Origin of the sequence: Thalassotalea litorea, from assembly GCF_005843925.1 — a bacterium.
Classification (GTDB): Bacteria; Pseudomonadota; Gammaproteobacteria; order Enterobacterales; family Alteromonadaceae; genus Thalassotalea_A; species Thalassotalea_A litorea_A.
On the sequence record NZ_VCBC01000004.1, the window covers coordinates 225,194 to 244,956 of the forward strand.

General features: G+C 43.6%; 18 protein-coding genes and 1 other RNA gene. 7 read left to right on the forward strand and 12 right to left on the reverse strand.

Annotated features, from left to right (window positions below):
• The first annotated feature begins 82 nt into the window (after positions 1-82).
• A complete protein-coding gene (gene ruvX, locus FE810_RS04700; RefSeq protein ID WP_212744471.1) occupies positions 83-517 on the forward strand; it encodes a Holliday junction resolvase RuvX in 435 nt (144 codons plus the stop codon).
• On the opposite strand, the gene FE810_RS04705 is transcribed toward ruvX, so the two are convergent.
• From FE810_RS04705 to rpiA, 6 genes are all read right to left on the reverse strand, one after another.
• Positions 514-2,538 carry a GGDEF domain-containing protein gene (locus FE810_RS04705; protein ID WP_171022262.1) on the reverse strand — a complete coding sequence of 675 codons (2,025 nt, stop codon included), beginning with the start codon at positions 2,536-2,538 and terminating at the stop codon, positions 514-516. The genes ruvX and FE810_RS04705 overlap by 4 nt on opposite strands.
• Positions 2,531-4,975: a hypothetical protein gene (locus tag FE810_RS04710; protein WP_171022263.1), complete on the reverse strand. Its 2,445-nt coding sequence runs from the start codon at positions 4,973-4,975 to the stop codon at positions 2,531-2,533. The genes FE810_RS04705 and FE810_RS04710 overlap by 8 nt, the downstream gene beginning before the upstream one ends.
• A 142-nt stretch (positions 4,976-5,117) precedes the next feature.
• Positions 5,118-5,402 (reverse strand): hypothetical protein, encoded by a 285-nt coding sequence (locus FE810_RS04715; protein WP_138318878.1) that lies wholly within the window; start codon positions 5,400-5,402, stop codon positions 5,118-5,120.
• A gap of 236 nt (positions 5,403-5,638) precedes the next feature.
• On the reverse strand, positions 5,639-6,433 hold the full coding sequence (locus tag FE810_RS04720) for an SAM-dependent methyltransferase (RefSeq protein ID WP_138318879.1): 795 nt from the start codon (positions 6,431-6,433) through the stop codon (positions 5,639-5,641).
• 265 nt (positions 6,434-6,698) lie between these two features.
• Positions 6,699-7,928 (reverse strand): phosphoglycerate dehydrogenase, encoded by a 1,230-nt coding sequence (gene serA / locus FE810_RS04725; RefSeq protein WP_138318880.1) that lies wholly within the window; start codon positions 7,926-7,928, stop codon positions 6,699-6,701.
• A 228-nt stretch (positions 7,929-8,156) separates the two neighbouring features.
• Positions 8,157-8,813, reverse strand: a complete 657-nt coding sequence (rpiA, locus tag FE810_RS04730; protein ID WP_138318881.1) for a ribose-5-phosphate isomerase RpiA — start codon at positions 8,811-8,813, stop codon at positions 8,157-8,159.
• 656 nt (positions 8,814-9,469) lie between these two features.
• Between rpiA and FE810_RS04735 the strand changes: the two genes are divergently transcribed.
• Positions 9,470-9,856, forward strand: a complete 387-nt coding sequence (locus tag FE810_RS04735) for a DUF3718 domain-containing protein (protein ID WP_138318882.1) — start codon at positions 9,470-9,472, stop codon at positions 9,854-9,856.
• 93 nt (positions 9,857-9,949) lie between these two features.
• On the opposite strand, the gene FE810_RS04740 is transcribed toward FE810_RS04735, so the two are convergent.
• The 3 genes from FE810_RS04740 to ssrS form a co-directional block, all read right to left on the reverse strand.
• A complete protein-coding gene (locus FE810_RS04740; RefSeq protein ID WP_138318883.1) occupies positions 9,950-10,513 on the reverse strand; it encodes a 5-formyltetrahydrofolate cyclo-ligase in 564 nt (187 codons plus the stop codon).
• An 80-nt stretch (positions 10,514-10,593) separates the two neighbouring features.
• A complete protein-coding gene (locus FE810_RS04745; RefSeq protein ID WP_171022264.1) occupies positions 10,594-11,343 on the reverse strand; it encodes a TIGR04219 family outer membrane beta-barrel protein in 750 nt (249 codons plus the stop codon).
• A gap of 216 nt (positions 11,344-11,559) precedes the next feature.
• Positions 11,560-11,742: non-coding RNA, 6S RNA (gene ssrS / locus FE810_RS04750), on the reverse strand.
• 521 nt (positions 11,743-12,263) lie between these two features.
• Here ssrS and FE810_RS04755 point away from each other — a divergent pair.
• The 4 genes from FE810_RS04755 to FE810_RS04770 are packed head-to-tail and all read left to right on the forward strand — an operon-like array spanning position 12,264 to position 16,710.
• Positions 12,264-12,833, forward strand: a complete 570-nt coding sequence (locus FE810_RS04755) for a UPF0149 family protein (protein ID WP_138318885.1) — start codon at positions 12,264-12,266, stop codon at positions 12,831-12,833.
• Positions 12,834-12,887: 54 nt separating this feature from the next.
• Entirely contained in the window at positions 12,888-14,264 is a 1,377-nt protein-coding gene (gene pepP, locus FE810_RS04760; protein WP_138318886.1) for a Xaa-Pro aminopeptidase, read from the forward strand.
• 18 nt (positions 14,265-14,282) lie between these two features.
• Positions 14,283-15,491 carry a 2-octaprenyl-6-methoxyphenyl hydroxylase gene (ubiH, locus tag FE810_RS04765; RefSeq protein WP_138318887.1) on the forward strand — a complete coding sequence of 403 codons (1,209 nt, stop codon included), beginning with the start codon at positions 14,283-14,285 and terminating at the stop codon, positions 15,489-15,491.
• A gap of 19 nt (positions 15,492-15,510) precedes the next feature.
• A complete protein-coding gene (locus FE810_RS04770) occupies positions 15,511-16,710 on the forward strand; it encodes a UbiH/UbiF/VisC/COQ6 family ubiquinone biosynthesis hydroxylase (protein ID WP_138318888.1) in 1,200 nt (399 codons plus the stop codon).
• A 124-nt stretch (positions 16,711-16,834) separates the two neighbouring features.
• Here FE810_RS04770 and folE read toward each other — a convergent pair whose 3' ends face one another.
• Genes folE through folX form a run of 3 tightly spaced genes read right to left on the reverse strand, consistent with a single transcriptional unit; the run spans position 16,835 to position 18,696 of the window.
• Positions 16,835-17,566 (reverse strand): GTP cyclohydrolase I FolE, encoded by a 732-nt coding sequence (gene folE, locus FE810_RS04775; RefSeq protein WP_138318889.1) that lies wholly within the window; start codon positions 17,564-17,566, stop codon positions 16,835-16,837.
• A gap of 43 nt (positions 17,567-17,609) precedes the next feature.
• Complete coding sequence (gene folM / locus FE810_RS04780; RefSeq protein ID WP_138318890.1) at positions 17,610-18,332, reverse strand: dihydromonapterin reductase; 723 nt, start codon at positions 18,330-18,332, stop codon at positions 17,610-17,612.
• 1 nt (position 18,333) lies between these two features.
• On the reverse strand, positions 18,334-18,696 hold the full coding sequence (gene folX / locus FE810_RS04785; protein WP_138319014.1) for a dihydroneopterin triphosphate 2'-epimerase: 363 nt from the start codon (positions 18,694-18,696) through the stop codon (positions 18,334-18,336).
• Positions 18,697-19,013: 317 nt separating this feature from the next.
• Between folX and FE810_RS04790 the strand changes: the two genes are divergently transcribed.
• Positions 19,014-19,661 carry a GAF domain-containing protein gene (locus tag FE810_RS04790; protein ID WP_138318891.1) on the forward strand — a complete coding sequence of 216 codons (648 nt, stop codon included), beginning with the start codon at positions 19,014-19,016 and terminating at the stop codon, positions 19,659-19,661.
• Positions 19,662-19,763: the final 102 nt, after the last annotated feature.

Sequence of the window (19,763 nt, forward strand, 5' to 3'; positions counted from 1 at the left end):
AGCTGTGGCTAACCTTGTACAACTCGAATAATCCTTTTAAACTTCTGATCCTACAAACCTCGATTTCCCTGGAGAAACACTTTTGCCCGCATCTATCGGTTCTCGCACCGCACTTGGTTTTGATTATGGCACGAAACACATAGGTATTTCCGTAGGGCAGGAGTTCACCGGTACCGCCCGACCATTGAAAGCCATTAAGGCAAAAGATGGTATTCCAAATTTCGATTTGATCCAGGCAATAATCAAAGAGTGGCAACCGGATATTTTGGTCGTTGGATTGCCATTAAATATGGATGGTACCGAGCAACCGTTTACCGCCAGAGCAAAAAAGTTTGCGAATCGATTACATGGCAGGTTCGGACTTGAAGTAGTCATGCAGGATGAGCGACTGACTACAGCCGATGCAAAGCAAAGTTTATTTGCCCAGGGTGGGTACCGGAATTTACAAAAAGATAATATCGATTGTCAATCTGCCGTGGTAATTTTAGAAAGCTGGTTTGAAAGCCAATACCTTTAACTTTGGTTTAATTCCACTGGTTGGTCAGGAACTTGTTGGGTAGCGATTTCATTGTCTTGCTGATGCGTAACGTCATCGATAATCAACTTATGACCTTTCGTTTGTGTCTTTACCGCCATTTTTGCCTGGCAATGGGCCAACAGCGCGTAGATGTTTTGTTTTCGCCCTTGAAGATTTACCAGCATACTCGTAGAGTGGTATGGAAACTTATACGTTAAAAAGATACTCGGGTTAAGTCGTTCGATTTGCTCAATCACTCTGCCTTGAATTTGTAATAATCGATGCATGTCTGTCGCGGGTAATAGCATAACCAACATACTACCCTTATAACGACCAATAAGGCTTGAGTGAGGAGCATTATTGCGTAGAATTTGCGATGTTTTTTCGATTAACCAGTCGGCTAAGTTATGACCATTGCGATAATTTATCTCGGATAATTGATCGAGTTGCAAACAAAACAGGCAAGCTTTTTGCTCATCCATACTCTGAATATCTTTCCACTTGCTACTAAAGTGTTTGAGCAAATGCGCGCGATCGTATACCTGGGTTAAGTCATCAAGTTGTGATTTTTTCAAGATGGCTTCTTTTGATTTACGAGTGCCAAATACACTCAAACCTAGGCCCAACACGACAAATATCCCTAGGCCTATATAGCCCAGGCTGATTAAGTTCTGCTTATTTAAGGTATCGATTTCCTGATTGACGATACGAATCTGGCTGTTCTGCTTTGCCAGATGAATGCTCAGATCGGTAAACAACTGTTTATTTTTCTCTAATTCAAATTCAAGGTTTTGTCGCACCCCTTCCTGAGCACGCTGTTGGATAAAGTGAGTTTGCTGACGTTCTAATTTATCTGCCAGATAAATATAGGCCTGTTCTGGCGTTCCTTGGGATTTAGCCAGCTCCGCCATAATCTTAGACGCTTGATGGAGACTTGAATTGATCTTAAAAGATTCCGAATACGACATTGCCTTAGTGCCATAAAACCAGGCTTTTTGTGCATTTTCCATGCGATAATAACTTACCGCGAGGTGGGCATAAAATTCTGCCATATTCATCGGATAGTTATTCTGTTCGACGCTTGCCAGTCGAGATTCTAAGGTCTCAATAACCCAGGAATAGTTGGCTTCGCGAATCTGTAGTAACGCCATATCCGCTATTACCCCCTCAACAATAATGTTCTCTCCAATGCTTGTACAAAAATTGAGGGTTGAGTGATACAAAACATCTTGCGGTGAGGTTTGGTCTAATCCGATTAAGGCATCTAGTTTGTGAGCAAACACTAAACACTGTTGTCGTTTAGTTAATGGACGATTGGTAAGCCGGCCCAAATAATCTAATGCCTGACGATACGCGCCTAATTTATTATAAAAATAGCCGATACCCATTAACGTTTTTGTATAGAGCTTTGGCTCAATGTCTGGGTGGCTTAATAGGGTAAGGATGCTGTCCAATTGCGAAAATGCTTGCTGATAATTCCGCTCTAGCAGGTGCAAATTTAATATATACGACAATGCTTGCAGGCGAGTATTAACATTCTTACTTGCGGAAAGCTGTGTAAATGCTGTTAACGATTGTTGATACTCACCAATGAGTATCAAGTGATAAGCGCGTAGATATGAGTATTGCGCATGTTGTTGATTATCTAATGAACGCAGGGCAAGAATATCGAGTAATGCCTTGCTTAGCTCAATATCGGTAGAGCGATATTGTTCGGCATTGCGGAGTAAATCTTCGGTTGTCCACTGGGAATAATTATCGTTACCTGAATCAGCGGTGATTGCGGTTGGGTTATCTGCAGCCTGATTTGTAGCCCAAGCACTACCAATCAGATTTAACCCAAATAGTGTAATCACGATCATCGCTACAGTTTGCGGTTTTTTTTGCTGTGCTCTGGACAAGGAAAATTGTTTTCTATTGCCCCGCAAATACAAGCTGATACGTGGACCTTTATTGCAAAATATTTTGCTCAATAATGAACTCGAAGACAACCACATTCCAGGCTTAAGCATCTTAAACATCAACCGCCTCCCCGCTAACCTTTTGGTATGACTGCGCTTTGTCACTTTGTGCGTCATTATCTCGATAGGTGACATTGGTATCGCGTTGCGCTTGCTTAAATAGCGTTGAAGATTGGTTATCCTGGTAACTGGGACTTTCAATAATTGTTAGAGGGCAATAGGCAACCATTGCATTTTTATTTTTTCCTGAGGCCAATTCAGTGGAGAGGCTTCCTAACTCACCGTTTGACGCGTGATTTAGGTTGTTTTCCGAATTGCCTAGCGCTGAGTCATTTGTGGTTGCCTGTAATGCAGCAATTAAATCCATCATAATGTAACGGAAACGATAGCCGCTGTTTTCACTATGGGTTACACCTATTCGAATATTATCGATGCCCAGTTTTGCGGTTAGTTTTTTCTGCAGCTGGGCAGCAAATATCATTGAATGTTCTTTATCAACTTGGTTGTAGAGCACGATAAATTGTCGCTGACTTGCCCGCGCAATCATCATTGACTGGTGTTTTGGTTGGTCGTCATGATCGTTAAATAACGCGTGATATACCATTTTTAGCTTAGCGCAAGCGCTTGAGTTTTTGTTGCATCTATTGATTTGTTTAACGCCAAGTTCACTGTTTCCTAAAGACGATATTGTAGCGACCGTTTGTTGCTCCAATAATTGTTGCTGATATTCCCATAAACGCTGCTTGGAGATATTGGCATGCAGAGTCCGGTCCATATCCGCTCGTTGATCTTGCCCGTGTTCTTGAATACCCGGTTTTTGAATATGCGTATTTATTGAATTGGACGGCAGGGAATTGGCGTCTGAACTTGCAGGGTACTTTGCCATAGGCAATTGGATAATTAACGCGCTTACCGGGACTTTGGCTTTATACCAGGTAGGCAGGCACTGTTCACAGATGTTTTCCAGTGCTTGTCGAGTCAGGGCTCCACTGGCGGCATCCAGTTGCAGACGTTTTTTTAATGGTGTAATGATGAGAAGGTGGCGGCGCATAAACACGTAAAGCACAAGTATCACAATGGCCAGCGCGAGTAACGAAAACTGAATTGCGATCTGATGATGAAGGCTTTGTTGAAATACCTGCTGTACTGTCTGCTGATTTTCATTACTGGTTAACAGATTTTGTTTTAATTGCAGACGACTTTGTTCGTCTAACATTCGTGCCTGGTGCATTTGCTCTCGGGCTTGAGCTTTAGCTAGACGTTCGTTACTTGTATATTCTTGATGACGTTGATATTGATGTAAAAAGTCAGATGCTTGCTGGTAATCCTGGTGTTGGAAAAAGTATTGAGCAAGCAATTTATAGCTCTCGGCTATATAGCGACTAGAACGGCCTGTGTCTTCGAGCCTAGCTAATTCAGCCATTAATTTAGGGACAGTGATTTTCGCCTGCTCGAGTCTATTCACGGTAAGTTGATAATTTAGAGTAACTCTCAACGTTTCAGCATAATGGTAATGATCGTTTGCCATCAATTGCGCATATTTATCGAACAATGCACCTACTTTTTGATGTTCATCGTGCTCCAAATAATATTCAATGACATTAAATAAAATGGCGTTAAACAGGAGTGCTTCTCCTATTGATAAACAGTCAAGTTTTGACTGATTAAAAATCGTTTCTATCGTTTTGAGACCCGCATGATTCTTTTCACTGTTAAATTGGTGCAGTCGAAATATGCAACGATCTCTGGGAGATAAATTTGCAATTGAAATATTCTCTAGAGTTTGCGAGGCAAGTGTATATTCACCAACAAAGTTGTAGAAATATGCGAGCATCAATTTGCTGATACTTTTGACTTGGCCGGTGGGCAAGTTGGCCAGGTTTTCTCTAATGTGCTTTTGCTGCTCAATGGCAAGTGCATAATCTTCAGTGATAATCGCAATATTCAAGATGTTGTAATTGGCTCTGGCACGCACCAACGGGTCGTTATTTTGAACTAAACGCTTATGCAGGATAAGCGCTTGAGGAATATTATTTGCCTGGGTTTCTTTTTGCGCATTTAAATACGTCCACTGAACTTGGTTACGTTCATTCAGACGCACTTTGTACGCGTTTAAAAATGCGTTCAGAGAGTTTACTAATTGAATAAATCCGAGGCTGTCTTTGGTACGGTTTGCTTCAATGCTGGGTAACTTCCCATGCAGCTCTTCATTGAATTGAGTCGTTAGCAGTTGTGATTGCTGTGAGCCTTGTGCATGCAAAATTGCTTTGGCTTGCTGCTGCCAACGTTTTCGCCAGTGCTCAAGCTCATCTAGTGTTTGTATCTGAGTCGTTGCCTGCAATGGTTGGACGACTTCGCTGCGGGCGTATCCCGATTGAAAGAGTAGTAATGTAATCGAAACCGTAAGTGCCAGTGTGATTGTTTTTTTATGATACGAGCATTTTATAACGTTTGCTTCGCTCGCGGTTTTCATCCGCAAGGTGTTGAAAATGTGCACGATTGTCGACTGAAAAAAAACGTAATAAGACTTCAAAGCCGAGCATAAGCGCTGAGATTGGGTAATCCCATTGCAGGTGCAGGATAAAGAAGAAAAGATCACAACACTGGCGCTTTTTCGCTAAACAACAAATACTGAACAATTACATTGCAATTGCTTGTTGAGAGGATGCCTGCTCGTTGTTGTCAGAAGTATCTTCTTCGTTATCGTCCGATTCTTCATCATCATCTTGATGGACGATATTACATAGGTTTGGTGATAAGCCTAAAAGGGACTCCAAGGCCTGAGGATCCCCTTGCAAAATTGCTTCTTGGGTAAGCTCTGAAAGCTCTAGGTTTGCCATTTGTTTTTGCAGATTTTCTAACGTGTGCTCAGACAGATTCGCTTCTTCACCTAAACGCTCTAATAACTGGATAACATTGGACATAGGATTTTCCCTTTATTGTTATTTTAATATTTTCGGGTGCAGCCAAAAATGATTTTATCGTTTACCACAAACTTCTATATTCCCACTATCGATCACAAGATAAAAGCTTTTTTATGTGATTATTTTTCACTTGATGTTTGTTCGCGTTCGCTTCTTAATCGAATTGCTTTTTATGTCTTCACAATCAAATCAGAAATTCCTTTGTTTCCTTAAAATGGGCAACAGCTAATCTTGTTTTATTTATGCCGATAGATACGATCAAGTTGCGCCAGTTTGGCTTGAATCCCGGCGTTTTTTTGCATTTGTGTACAGGGTGGGATCAACATTGTGGTGATCTGCGACGTTGGTGTCTGGGCAAATTCCGCCAGTGTAATCGGCGTGATACGGGGCGATTCGATGGCAAGCGTTGGCGCTTCGTATAGGATGATTTCATGATGCAAAGGGTAGTTTTGGTGCAATACTTCGACCAAAAGCTGTTTGTAGGGTTCCGAGGTGCTAAATTGATGGCCAGAATCCCCCAATATTCCGACTTGCCAGAGTATTAGGTAAGCGCTGTTGTCGATAGGGCGGTGATAACGGATAAACTGATTTGCTTCGAAACTCGCACAACCGTTTTTTCCGGGGTCGATGCCGCAATCCGCTAATAAACAATCATCCGCAGAAATTCCAGGAAGCATTTGTGCCAGATAACCTTCTTGTTTTGCTATCGCAATGGCGGTGTGCGGCGGGGTGGCGAAAATTCCAGGGTGACCATAAAATGCACCCACAACCTTGTTTCCGTCCCTCACAGCATCGAGCATAACCGCAACCATTTTCTGATAGGTTTCGCTGCGAGGTTTCCCTTTCTGGTAGTACTGCTGCAGGTCATGAACATTTGAATTCATTTCCGTTAGCCACAAACGACCAAAACTGGAATTCATCGCACTAAAAACAATGTCTGCTTGTGTAATATGGTTGCGGGCGTTAGGAGTGAGGTGAGCACCTAAAGTGATACCTGTACCAACACAGGTAAGACTGCCTTTTTTATTCATAATCTTTCCTTAATAAGCGCACCTAGCGAGCGGCTTTCGTTGCTGTCATTAAACGCAAATGCGATGAAATTGGCGTGGTTAAACCCATGTTCAATCAGCCGGTATTTGAAATCATTGCTCTAATCATTGTTTAAGTCACCGCGCTAATCATTGCTCATGTCATAGATTGAGTGATGTTCCGCCAGTGTGGACGGAGATTTTATTGCTAAAACGCAGCAAATAAAAAAGGACCCTAAGGTCCTTTTTCTATGCAATCGAGGGTCGATTAGTGGATCAATCTCGCTCGAATCGTGCCGTCGATCGCTTTCAGCTCTTTCAGCGCCATATCGCTGTCTTTCGAATCTAGGTCGATAACCACATAACCAATTTTGTCATCAGTTTGCAGGTATTGCGCGGCGATGTTTATTTCTCTGTCCGCAAACGTCTGGTTAATTTGCGTCAGAACACCCGGGCGGTTATGGTGAATGTGGAATAAACGTGAACGATTGATATTGGCTGGCAACGAAGCTTCGGGGAAATTTACTGCAGAAACCGTTGAGCCATTATCGGAATATTTAATGATCTTACTGGCCACTTCAATACCGATGTTTTCCTGCGCTTCTTGGGTGCTACCACCGATATGTGGAGTCAGAATTACATTATCGAATTCGCGCAGTGGTGAGATAAATTCATCATCATTAGATTTTGGTTCCACAGGGAATACATCTATCGCAGCGCCACCAACTTTTTTCGTTTTCAGAGCCGCAGCTAACGCATCGATATCGACAACCGTGCCGCGTGATGCGTTAATGAAGATGACTCCGTCTTTCATTTGCGCAAAATGCTGTGTGCTGATCATATCCTGAGTTGCCACGGTTTCAGGAACGTGCAAAGAAACCACATCAGCACAGGCTAACAATTCTTCGAGGCTAGTACATGGGCTGGCGTTGCCAAGCGGTAACTTGGTTTCAATATCATAAAATTTTACGCGCATCCCTAAGTGTTCCGCAAGAATACCTAACTGGGTGCCGATATGACCATAACCGATAATACCTAAGGTTTTGCCTCTGGCCTCAACGGCACCTGCGGCGGATTTTAGCCATTCACCACGGTGGGCCAGCGCACTTTTCTCCGGGACGCCACGAAATAACAGCAATAGTTCTCCGATAACCAATTCTGCCACCGAGCGGGTGTTGGAAAATGGTGCGTTGAACACTGGAATGCCGCGAATTTGTGCCGCAGGCAAATCGACCTGATTTGTACCGATGCAAAAACATCCAATGGCCGCAAGTTTTTTGGCATGACTAAGGACATCGTCAGACAATTGAGTGCGAGAGCGAATGCCGACAAAATGAACATTGGCAATTTTTTCTTTTAGCTCGTCATCAGGTAATGAACTTTTAAGGTAGTCAATGTTCGTGTAACCATTGTCTTGTAAGGTTTTTACCGCGCTAGGGTGGACACCCTCTAGCAATAAAATTCGGATTTTATCTTTGTGCAACGATTGTCGGGTCATAGGTACTAACTCTGTAAATAACACTGTTTAGATGGCTAGACAGCTAAACTAACATATAGAGTGAAAACTCCAAAGCGTTTTTTGGATATTTAATATTCGATAAAACAGTATTCAAGTCATCATTTTGACTGATTGAACGAGCTGTGTTTTCCGCTCAGTTTCAATTCAGCGCCAATTCAATGGCAATGAAATCTCATCACAATGTTTCATCGATAGATTGTCGCAATGTTATTCGATGATTTTTGCCCCTTGTTCGGTGCCAAGAATCAACACATCCGCGCCACGATTTGCAAATAAGCCATTGGTTACCACACCGACGATGGCATTGATGTTAGTTTCCATTGCGACGGGATTTAAAATTTCCATATTATGGACATCGAGAATCACATTGCCATTGTCGGTTACCACGCCTTGTCGATAAACCGGATCACCGCCGAGTTTTACCAGCTCACGAGCGACATAACTACGGGCCATCGGGATGACCTCAACGGGTAATGGAAAGCTACCTAATACGCCAACCTGTTTACTTGCATCGGCGATACATACGAACTTTTGTGCAACGGCGGCGACTATTTTTTCCCGGGTAAGCGCGGCGCCACCACCTTTAATCATATGCATATGCTCGGTGATTTCATCGGCACCATCGACATACACGTCCAAAATATCGACGCTGTTGAGATCAAATACTTCAATACTATAGGCTTTCAATTTTTCCGTTGATGCTTCTGAACTGGAAACCGCGCCTTGAATTTTATCTTTAATGGTTGCTAACGCATCGATAAAGAAATTAACCGTAGAGCCGGTTCCTACCCCAACAATACTGTCAGGTGTAACATAATCTAGTGCGGCTTCAGCTGCTGCTTTCTTCATTTCGTCTTGGGTCATAATGTTTCCTTTTTCGACACGATGGCTCGATTATAGCGTTAAGCCTTGTGAAATGTCTCCTATATGCCACCACAATATTATCGTCAGCCGTTCAACCTTTATGTACATGTCACAATGCCTGCGAACTTGGTGTTTTTGTTTTTGCCAGGGCTATAGGCAGTACTTTTGACGGTGCTATCGGCAAGAATGCACGGACTTTCTTAGCCACATTTTGAACGATACCTTAGGTCAAGACCCGCTTCCTTCATAACTTTCAAAAGTTATCACATAACTTGTTGATATAACGTATTTTGTAGAGTAATTAATCGTCAATTCCTCAGCTTTCCCTCAGGTTTTTTAGTCGGTATCAGGGTTTAATTAATGGGTCGAATGGCGACAAGAATGTTAACGCACTCTTTAACGATGACAAATAACGCTTATGACCAATATCCGATAGCCGGCGTAATTTTGACGATGAAGACAAGCAAGTTTCATTGCCACAACCAGCCAGACCGCTATGAGAAATGAATAAAAGATGGTCGTTGTGTTACCGCAGATACGAATGTTCTATCGCTTCAATATGGCAATGCTCTTTGAGCAAAATTAAAACATAAACACACACCTAGTGCATGCGTATGCACGGTTAATTTTAAAGGAAAATGATCTAGGAGATAGTGATGAAAACGTTAATGTCAGCGATAGCCACGGCTCTGATTGTGGCATCAGCAAGTAGCCAGGCGGTTGAGCATGAGTTTATTGCCGCAGATAACTCTAACGAAACCAAAACCTGTATCTCAGCGGCATCTGATGATCTTTCAAGTTTGAAGAAGTATGTAAGGCGCTCATTTGATAATAATGTGCGATTAATGAGCCATGCACTTAAGTGTAACGATCAGGATATCAATACCTTTGCCCATACGTTTGGTGCTCAGGACACTTCAGAATATTTAAACGGTAAGGTTTCATCTAAGTATCGAATTGATGATTCAGTGCAAATTATCGATACCAGTGCGTATCAACCTGATACACAGGGTAAGGTGGTGATTATAGTAAGCAGTAAATAGAAAAGTGTTGTTTTATGCGCAGTTCGGTAATCATTGCCTGCTGCGCATTTCTTTGCTCGAAGATGGTAAAAAACGCGTGTTAACAACTCACGTCTAACAAGCAATGATTTGGGTTAGGGGAATATCCCAGGGTTGGGGAGTTAGCGCCGCAACTCTCTGGCAATGGTGGGCCACCCCAACGGTTCGTTCCTGCAATGGTGGGCAAAGTGCCAGCATCCGATCATAATAGCCTCCGCCCATTCCTAAGCGGTTTCCGACATCGTCAAATCCAACCAATGGCGCGATAAGTAAATCGAATTGAGAAATCGCGAGTACTTGCCTGACATCCAAAATTGGCTCTTGCAGTTTATAGCGATTCAATACCAAGGGGGTGTCAGCGCGATAGTTTAAGAATAGCAGGTGGCCCTTGCTAAATGGATGCAGCACCGGCACATAGGTTTTAATCTGTTTTTGCCAGCACCAATCAAAGAAGGGTTGTAAGGATATTTCGCCGTCAGCTGCAAGGTAGCCGGCAATTGTGCGGATGTTTTGCGATTGACAGTGTTGTTGCAGTTTTACACAGAGCTTTTCGCTGGCTTGCAACTGTTCCGCCGTGGTTAGATTTCGACGGTATGCCTTAAGCGTTTTTCGCAGTCCTGAGTAATCAATGGTTGTCATAGGCGTTAAATGAAATAGGGTCAGAATATATTCTGACCCTATTATGTTTGAATCTTGCTAGCTTGCCAATCTCGAGGCGATTAGAAATGGAATTCAATGCCCGCAAACGCGCCATCAAATTGCGTATCCAGATATAAATCGTCTAGATCCTGAAGATCAAATTTCATCGAGCGGTAACCCAGGCGGATATCCAAATCCACAATCAGATTATCGACAAAAGAGTATTTTAAACCTGCCATCGCGTCATAAACATTATGATCGTCAAAGCCAATCCATGAACCTTCCGCGAATGCACCTAAACCGGTACCGGGAATGCCCACTTCCGTCGCTAAATACAACATTGGGATCACGCCATCATAACCGACTTCTTCTTCACTAAACACTGGGTTTAAATCGTCTTTGCTGACGGTAACCGCATACTCTGCGTACTTAAAGTTCAGACCAAAATCGATGCTGAAAATGGCATTATCAAACAGTTCGTAATACATGATGACATCGAGATGATCTAATTCGGCATTGACGAGCGTGTCACCATCATAGGTGTTACCACCGAATTCAAAACCGTCGACATCGGCCATACCCATGGTATCCAATTCATTTTGACGAAGCTTTAAATTTGGCAGTAATGGGATTGGATGCTCTAGTGCAGCCCAGTAACTGGACTTTTTGTCATCTTCCAATTCAAAGGCTTGTAATTGCTCGGAGCTTCCAAAGCTACCTTCTGCTTCCATATCCCAAACCTGACCACCGATATAGACACCGACAATGGTATCGGCCTGGGCGAAAAACGAACTGAGGGCTAACGTTGTTGCTAAGGCGAGTTTTTTCATGACTTTACTTCTTTTAGTTATTGTTATCTTTTTCAAGATAGGACGACAGGCCAACATTACCGTAAAATGAAAAGAAAATGTAGAGGGGAAGTTAATTTTTCATCAAGAGTCTATGAAAAATAATGAGTTCCTCGTCAATACAGGGAGGTAGGAACAGCCATTCAGACACAAAAAAGCGAAATCATTAAAAATAAATGACTTAGCTATTTCGAAAAAGGGTTCCCCAAAATGCCGGTACCAACGTCAGCCCTTGAACAACCGTGTGTTCAAGGCGGAGGTTGCGCAATTGCCTTAGGCTTCCCGGTACAAGCCGGGCCTGCTCAATAGCAACCGATAAACCCCCTTAAGTAGAAATTATCGGCTCAGGGACATAGTTAATATCAAACATCCCAGGGAACTTGAACTTTAATTATACAAAATTTCCGCAAAAATAGTCGGAGATTTGTGGCAAGACGTGAAAAATGTCGCGAGCATTTCATCGTTTATTGCGTAACCGCATTTGTATCAACGGCAACAAAAACTTGGCAGAACACGCGCTTACCACAGATTGGGAATGCATCTAACTCACGTTATCGACACCCAGTTTGACAGATCGGCAGCACTTTAACTCAGAGCGCCAAAGGGCGCAATACGAAGGTTGATGATTTTCGGAAAAATACGTAATAATTTATAACGAAATGTATGGTGTGGGTCGCAACATAAGCCCTGCAAATAGGGCATCTTTCAGTCCTGGTTCGCCTTTGCCAAATTGTCATTTGCCAAGCCAATAAATGCCAACATGCGAAAATGTGATTAATTGGTATTTTTTTATGCAGTAAAACAACAAATCCCTTGCCGTTTCAGTATTATTGCGGTGGAAACTGGTGTAGGTATCTAGGCAGTGTTAGGATAATAATAATGTTTATATTGAATGAAGTGTTATGACACAAACTAAGTTAATTACTTTCACTCAACTTCAGGCGTTTTTAGGAGGCGAAAACATACAGTCTCACGCGTCTGAAATTCATGGTTTTCTTACCGGGATGGTAGCCGCAGGTTATTCGCTTGATAAAACCGATTACCTTAAAATCCTTGCCGATTTTTTTAATAATGGTGAAACATTATCAAAAGCCATGCATCGCCAAATGAAGGTTTTATTTGCGGATATTGTTCACTCTATCGTTGATGATAACTATAGCTTTCAACTGCTAGTGCCGGATGATGATGACTCCATTTTCGAACGCGGCCAGGCGATTAGTGCCTGGGTTCAAGGGTTTAATCTGGGGTTTGGTTTGTTGCAAAAACAAAGCAGTAGTTACTCCGAGGACGTTCAGGAAATTATCAAAGACTTCGCCGATATCGCTAATTTGTCCAGCGAATTGGAAGACGACGAAGAAACGGAAGGAGCCTATTTTGAAATTCTCGAATATGTTCGCATTTCGTCACTGCTCTGTTTTGCTGAATTAGGCGACAATCCGGCGCCAGCGCAAGAATCTAAGACCTTGCATTAGTTAATCACGGAATCGAAACTTACATTTTAACGCCTACAAATATTTTTGATCATTATGAATAAAACCCACATTGATGTTGCTGAATTTCAGCAACGCCGTTATCGATTGCTGGCGCAAATGCCGGCCAATTCCGTTGCCCTGATCCCTGCCGCTAAAGAAGTCACCCGCTCTCGGGATACTGAATTCTTATTTTGCCAGGACAAAGATTTTTTCTATTTAAGTGGTTTTCATGAACCTGACGCTTTATTGGTGCTGGTGAAAGGGGATAGTGCCGATACCCCCGAAAAGGTTGCCGCCAATCTGGACGTGAATGAAAGTATTTTGTTTTGTCGTGATAAAGACCCGCAGGCGGAAATTTGGCATGGGCGTCGCATCGGACCCGAAGTCGCGCAAAGCGAATATGGTGTGCAACATACCTATGGTTTGTCTGAACTTGAACAGGTAATGCCGATGTATGTGAATGGTCGGAGTTCACTGTATTTTGCCCAGGGGCAAGATAAAGTCTTTGACGATATGGTGTTTGCCATTTTAGATATATTGCGTAACGGTGCGAAACAAGGGTTTTCTGCACCGGGTACTTTGCAGGATATTCGTCCCATTGTGGCGGAAATGCGTTTGCTTAAATCGGATGCGGAACTGGCCATTATGCGCAGCGCTAATGAAATTTCGGGGAATGCGCATCAAAGGGCGATGAAATTTTGCCAACCGGGCAAGTTTGAATATCAGGTAGAAGCGGAAATTTTACATGAATTTGCCAGCAATGGTGCACGCACTGCGGCCTATGGTTCGATCGTCGGCGGTGGCGAAAATGCGACAATTTTGCATTACACCGACAATCAGGATGTCTTATTAGACGGAGAGTTACTGCTTATCGATGCCGGTGCCGAACTTTGTGGTTATGCCGCGGATATCACCCGCACTTTCCCAGTCTCCGGTAAGTTTAGTTCGGAGCAGGCGGCGTTATACAATTTGGTGCTCGAATCGCAAAATGCGGCGATAGCGACGATCAAACCTGGCAGCAACTTTGCGGCTGCCAATGATGCGGCGAATCAAGTGTTGACAAAAGGTTTACATCAGCTGGGTATTTTACAAGGTTCGTTAGAACAGTTATTGGAAGAAAACGCATGTAAACAATACTTTATCCATGGTCTAGGTCATTGGCTGGGGTTGGACGTTCATGATGTTGGTGATTATCAAATGGATGAAAACCGTCGTCAGTTACGACCGTTTGAGCCGGGTATGGTGATGACGATTGAGCCCGGGATCTACATCGATGCCGAAGCTCAGGTTGAAGAGCGCTGGAAAGGCATTGGCATTCGTATTGAAGATAATATACTTGTCACCGAAAGCGGCTATGAAAATCTTACCGTAAATGCAGCAAAAACGGTTGAGGAAATCGAATCCTTAATGGCGACAGCAAACAAAGCGTAATAGGCAAACCCGAGAACTATGGCGGCAAATCAAGCACAATACGATATCGTTATCTCTGGTGGCGGCCTTACGGGTGCTGCGATGGCACTGGCCGTCCTCAAGCAAGCAAAAAAACCACTGCAGGTTGCGATAGTTGATAGTGCCAACAAACAACAGGCAAGCGGTGGCTTTGATGAACGTGTGATTGCACTGTCTTACGGGAGTGCCGAATATCTGCATAAACTTGGAGTCTGGGACCGCTTAAAATCACACGCATGTGCAATCAAAAATATCCATGTCTCAGATCGTACTTACTATGGTAAAGCCAGAATTGATTGTCAGGATTATCAACGCGAAGCTCTCGGTTATGTCGCCCCTTTAGATGCGATTGCAAAGAGCATTTATGCCGAACTTAAAACCCTTACTGGTGGCAATCATCGACTAGATGAATACTTTGCGAACGGTATAGAGGATATCGTCTGGCAAAAGAATGAAGTACAGGTACAGTTGCAACAAGGACAGTTGCTAACCGCCAAATTGTTGCTCGGTTGCGATGGCGGCCAATCCCGATGCCGACAAATCGCTAAAATCGATACCGAATGTAAAGATTACCAGCAATATGCAATCGTTGCTAATGTGCAAACTACATTACCGCACAACAACAAAGCCTTTGAACGATTCACCAAATCCGGGCCATTGGCAATGTTACCGATGACTGAGAATCGCTGTTCGCTGGTCTGGACTTTGACACCGAGCGACGCTGAGTATCTTATGTCCATGGACGATGTGGGTTTTGCCAATGCCCTTCAAAAAGCGTTTGGCGACTGGCTTGGACCATTTACTCGGATCGGTCGACGGCAGAATTTTCCATTGCAGCTAGTCCATGCAATGCAATTAACCCAACACCGTTTAGCGTTGCTGGGAAATGCTTCCCATACACTACACCCGATTGCAGGTCAGGGCTTTAATTTGTCGGTTCGGGATGTCGCGTGTCTGGCATCGTTAATCACCAAAGCATTAGAAAATGGCGATGATCTTGGTAGCTATGACTTGTTGAGCCGTTATCAGCAACTGCGGCAAGAGGATCAACAAACCATTATTCGATTAACGGATTCACTGGTGCACTGTTTTTCCAATCAATATTTCCCGCTAGTAGTTGGTCGTAATGTCGGTTTAAAAGCATTAAATTATTCTTCAGGAATAAAACGTTTATTGGCGCAAACAACCATGGGCTATGTAAAGGAATAACTGAGGTATTTGATAAAGCATGCAACGATTTGATATAGCAATTGTCGGTGGGGGGATCGTCGGGCTGAGCGCTGCGTTAGCCATTGCCCAGAAAACCAAACTTCAAATTGCAGTGATTGAACCTCAACCTGTGGCTAAGTTTACAGAGCAACCTAAACTCAGAGTGAGCGCCATTAATGCCGCGAGTCAGCGACTGTTCGCACGCCTTGATGTCTGGGAAACAATGCTGGAACAGCGTTTACAGGCTTATCAGCAAATGCATGTCTGGGATAAAGATGGGCCGGGTCAGTTAACCTTCGCGGATCAGGGAAATGATCAGAGTTTGGGTTGGATTATCGAAAACGATGTGATTCGTCAGGCGTTAACCCAACAAGTTGAAGCCCAGCCACAGATTGAAATTATTCCGCAGCCACTGTCGAATATTGCCGTTGGCGATAGTGAAGTATTTTTGAGTTTTGCAGCGCAACCGCCGGTACTCGCCAGACTCGTCATTGCCGCCGATGGGGGGAATTCCTGGGTACGACGCCAGCTAAAACTTCCGATGACGTTTCGCGACTATGATCATCACGCATTGGTCGCAACCGTTAAGGTTGCAAGCCACCATGAAAATACCGCCTGGCAAGTGTTTTTAGACTCGGGGCCACTGGCGTTACTACCGCTTTACGATCCTAGTTTATGCTCAATTGTTTGGTCGGCACCGCCAGAGAGAGTCGCGAATTTGAAATCAATGAGCGACGCTGAGTTTGAAAAGGAGATTACGTGTGCCACGGATGGAAAATTAGGAATGATAAACCTAGTTTCAGAGCGACTGAGCTTTCCATTGAAAATGCAATTGGTGGAAAACTTTGTCCAGCAAAAGGTTGTCCTTATCGGTGATGCTGCCCATACGATTCACCCCTTAGCAGGGCAAGGGGTAAATCTAGGCTTACAAGACGTACTCGCACTTGCGGATACGCTAGAAGATGCATTTGCCAACGGCGACGCTGAACAAGTATTTAGCCATGCTGACAAGGTTAGTGTGCTAAATAAAAAGCTTGGCGAGTTCTCGCGCTTTCGTAAGGCCGAAGCCATGGAGATGGTGGTGGCAATGGAGGCCATTAAGCAGGGTTTTTCGCTACAGCAAAAAGTCCCGAAACTATTGCGGGGCTTAGGGATGCGAGCATTGAACAATTTGCCATTGTTAAAGCAACAATTGGTGAAAAAGGCAATGGGGAAATAACGGAGGGACGATGCTAAAGCATCGCCACTGTTTAAGAGGTAAGCTGCGCTGGTGGAATAGACGGTTTACGTCAACTCCAACATCGCGACACAGTCTGATTCGAATCCAGCGTTGATACTTTGTGTCAGCTTTGCAAAAACTCCGCTCGCGACGCAGGATTGGATTTAAAACACCCGCCTAAGGACGTCGTGGTTGTACTTGATGTGCTATCCATAATACCTCTCGATTTTACACAGTAATGCACAGCATTAATGGTAACCGCTACGTGCTCGGTATCTAACAATGTCTGCAGTGCCACGAGAATCTGTTGAGTCAAACGCTCTTGAACCTGAGGTCGCTGCGCGAAAAATCGAACGATGCGATTAATTTTTGATAAGCCGATGATGGTTTTGTTTGGAATGTATGCAACTTTGGCGCTGCCGTCTATTGTCACAAAATGATGTTCGCAGGTACTGGTGACACTTATATCGCTGACCGCGATCATTTCATCATTACCCATTTTATTTTCAATCAGGGTGATTTTAGGAAAATTGGCGTAATCCAGGCCGGAAAATATCTCTTTGAGATACATCTTTGCAATCCGCTTCGGGGTTTCTTGTAAGCTGTCATCACAGCGATCGAGGCCTAGAATATCAAGCACTTCGACAAAAGCTGATTCCAACCGAATTAGCTTCTCCTCGTCCGTTAATTGAAATGCCTTACTGCTTTTCGATGGCACTGAAACCGGTGTTTCAATACCTTGTTCAAGCAGAGCTTCCCTGACTTTCTCAGCTTCAGCACTCACGGGCTGTGCTTGCTGATTCTCGCCGTGCTTCGCGACGACTGACAGGGGCTTTTTCAATGAACCAGATTTCATAGTAATCTCTCTTTTCAATGGTCTAATGCAGTAAAAATCGCGCCTAAGACACGTTTCTACCACCATCTAAGTGTAGGGTACGACCAGTCATATAGACACTGGCGAGCAAATAATCGACGGCGGCGATGCCCTCTTGCCATCCCGGCTCTTTCTCCATGACAGACTTTTTCAACGTTTTCAGGCGATAGGCTTGATCATCATAATCGTTGAATTTCAGCAAGGCTGGCGCAATATTATTTACCTTCACATCCGGGGCGAGCATGCTTGAGAATGATAAGGTTAAATTGGCAAGTGCGGCTTTGCTGGCGGCGTAAGCCATATGCTTTTTACTGCCTTTGTCTACGATATAATCTGTCATATGGATCAAATCGGCGCATTGCCCATGTTGTTGACTGTGAGCTCGCAATAACGGCGCTAACAGATGATTCATTTGGAAAGGTGCTTGCACGTGGACTTGTAACATTCGAGCAAGCGTCTCAGTCAATGACAAATCATTGTTGTCGGGTAGCCAATCCGACGCATTGTGCACCAGAGCACGAATGCTGGAACAGTGTTTTTGGATGTGCTCGACAAAGCCTTGGATCTCGTCGTCGTTTTGAAAATCAACCTGCCAACAATCGACGCCCATGGCTTGTAATTCGTCAACCTGCGGCCGATGACTGCGGTAACTGATATAAACCTGAAACCCTCGTTGTTGGTATGCTTTTGCCAAATGATAGCCAAAGCGCTGACCAGCGCCAGTAATAATGATATTGGATTGTGGCATATCAGAGTGCTCTTTTCGCGCTTAATGTCAGAGACACCGAGTCTGCAAATCTTAATGCATGGGGCTTTTCTACTTGAACGGTCGCATGACTGACAATTTTCGGTTCCATCGCAATGGCGAGTAAATCTGAGGTGAGTTTTTCGAGCAACTTAAAGTGGCCATCTTCGACATGCGCAATCATTTGTTTTGTGATGGTTTTGTAGTTAAGCGCTTTGGACTCTTCATCAGATTCGCAGGCACTCATAGCGGGATAATAGATTTGCGCATTGATGACGATATCCTGTTGTTTGGTCAACTCTTCAGGGTTGAAACCGATAAACGTTCGCAATCGTAAATTGATGATATCAATTCTAGCCTGTTCCATTTCAAAACCTAGTTTCGGTTGATTAATATTGTGCACCGTATTCATCGTTTCCCCTTATTTTAAAATTCAGTATAACAATCACTGCATCAAAGCGACAAGCAGGGAAAAAATTGCCTGATATGCCGATGTCTTGCAAATGCCATTTGCTAACCGTCGCTTCGCGTGTGCCACTATAATTACGTCACCACACTAACCTTAGATGGCGATAGCCAATACGGCTCTGCGCCATATTTAGATTTTTTTCTAGCACTATAAAATTCATTGTGTATAATGCCTGGGTGTTTAGACGTCTAAACGTCTTTTATTTCGGAGTTGCCATGCGCCTATTTGATATTTTGTCTGTGTTATACGAACCAATTAATGAATTGGATAACCATGATCACTTATTAAGCTATATTCAGCCACAATTGAACCCAGACGGCAGTTGCCCTATCTATAAAGTCGAAGGGGATCGTTATGATTTGCGTCAGTATGCGAATAACGAAGAGCAACTGAAAAATCTGGTGGATTTGCTGGCGAGGTTAAATCGTCTGGTGCGCTGGATCCATATACAAACCGACGTACTTTGGTTTGGGATATATTTGCGCCACGGTGATAAGTTGGTTAAGTATGTATACAACGGAGAAATGTCGAAAGCGGAATTCCCTATCTCTGAGGAATATCTGCATAAATCGATTAATACCCGAGTGATAATGGAAAAGCAGCATTACTATATTCCAGACGTCGAAACCCATGAAGGGCCGTATTATCGTTGTGATGCCAAAGTTAAATCCGAACTTTGCTGTCCAATTTTTGCTGCCAATGGCGAAGTCATTGGAATTTTTGATAGTGAAGATCATCGTAAAAACTTCTTTGACGATAAAATCGATTTTATTGCCCACAAAGTAAAAAAGGCGATCGAAATATTTTTAGAAGACCACCCCTACATTACCCAATCAACGAACTTTGAAGCGCAAATCGGTTAGTCGCCCTTGTCTTCTTTGCGGGCGTGATACCTGCGCCCGCGTTATAAACCCAAAAATTTACTCTGGTCACTTGCTGTGTTAATGCTCGCTAGGCTTAAATGA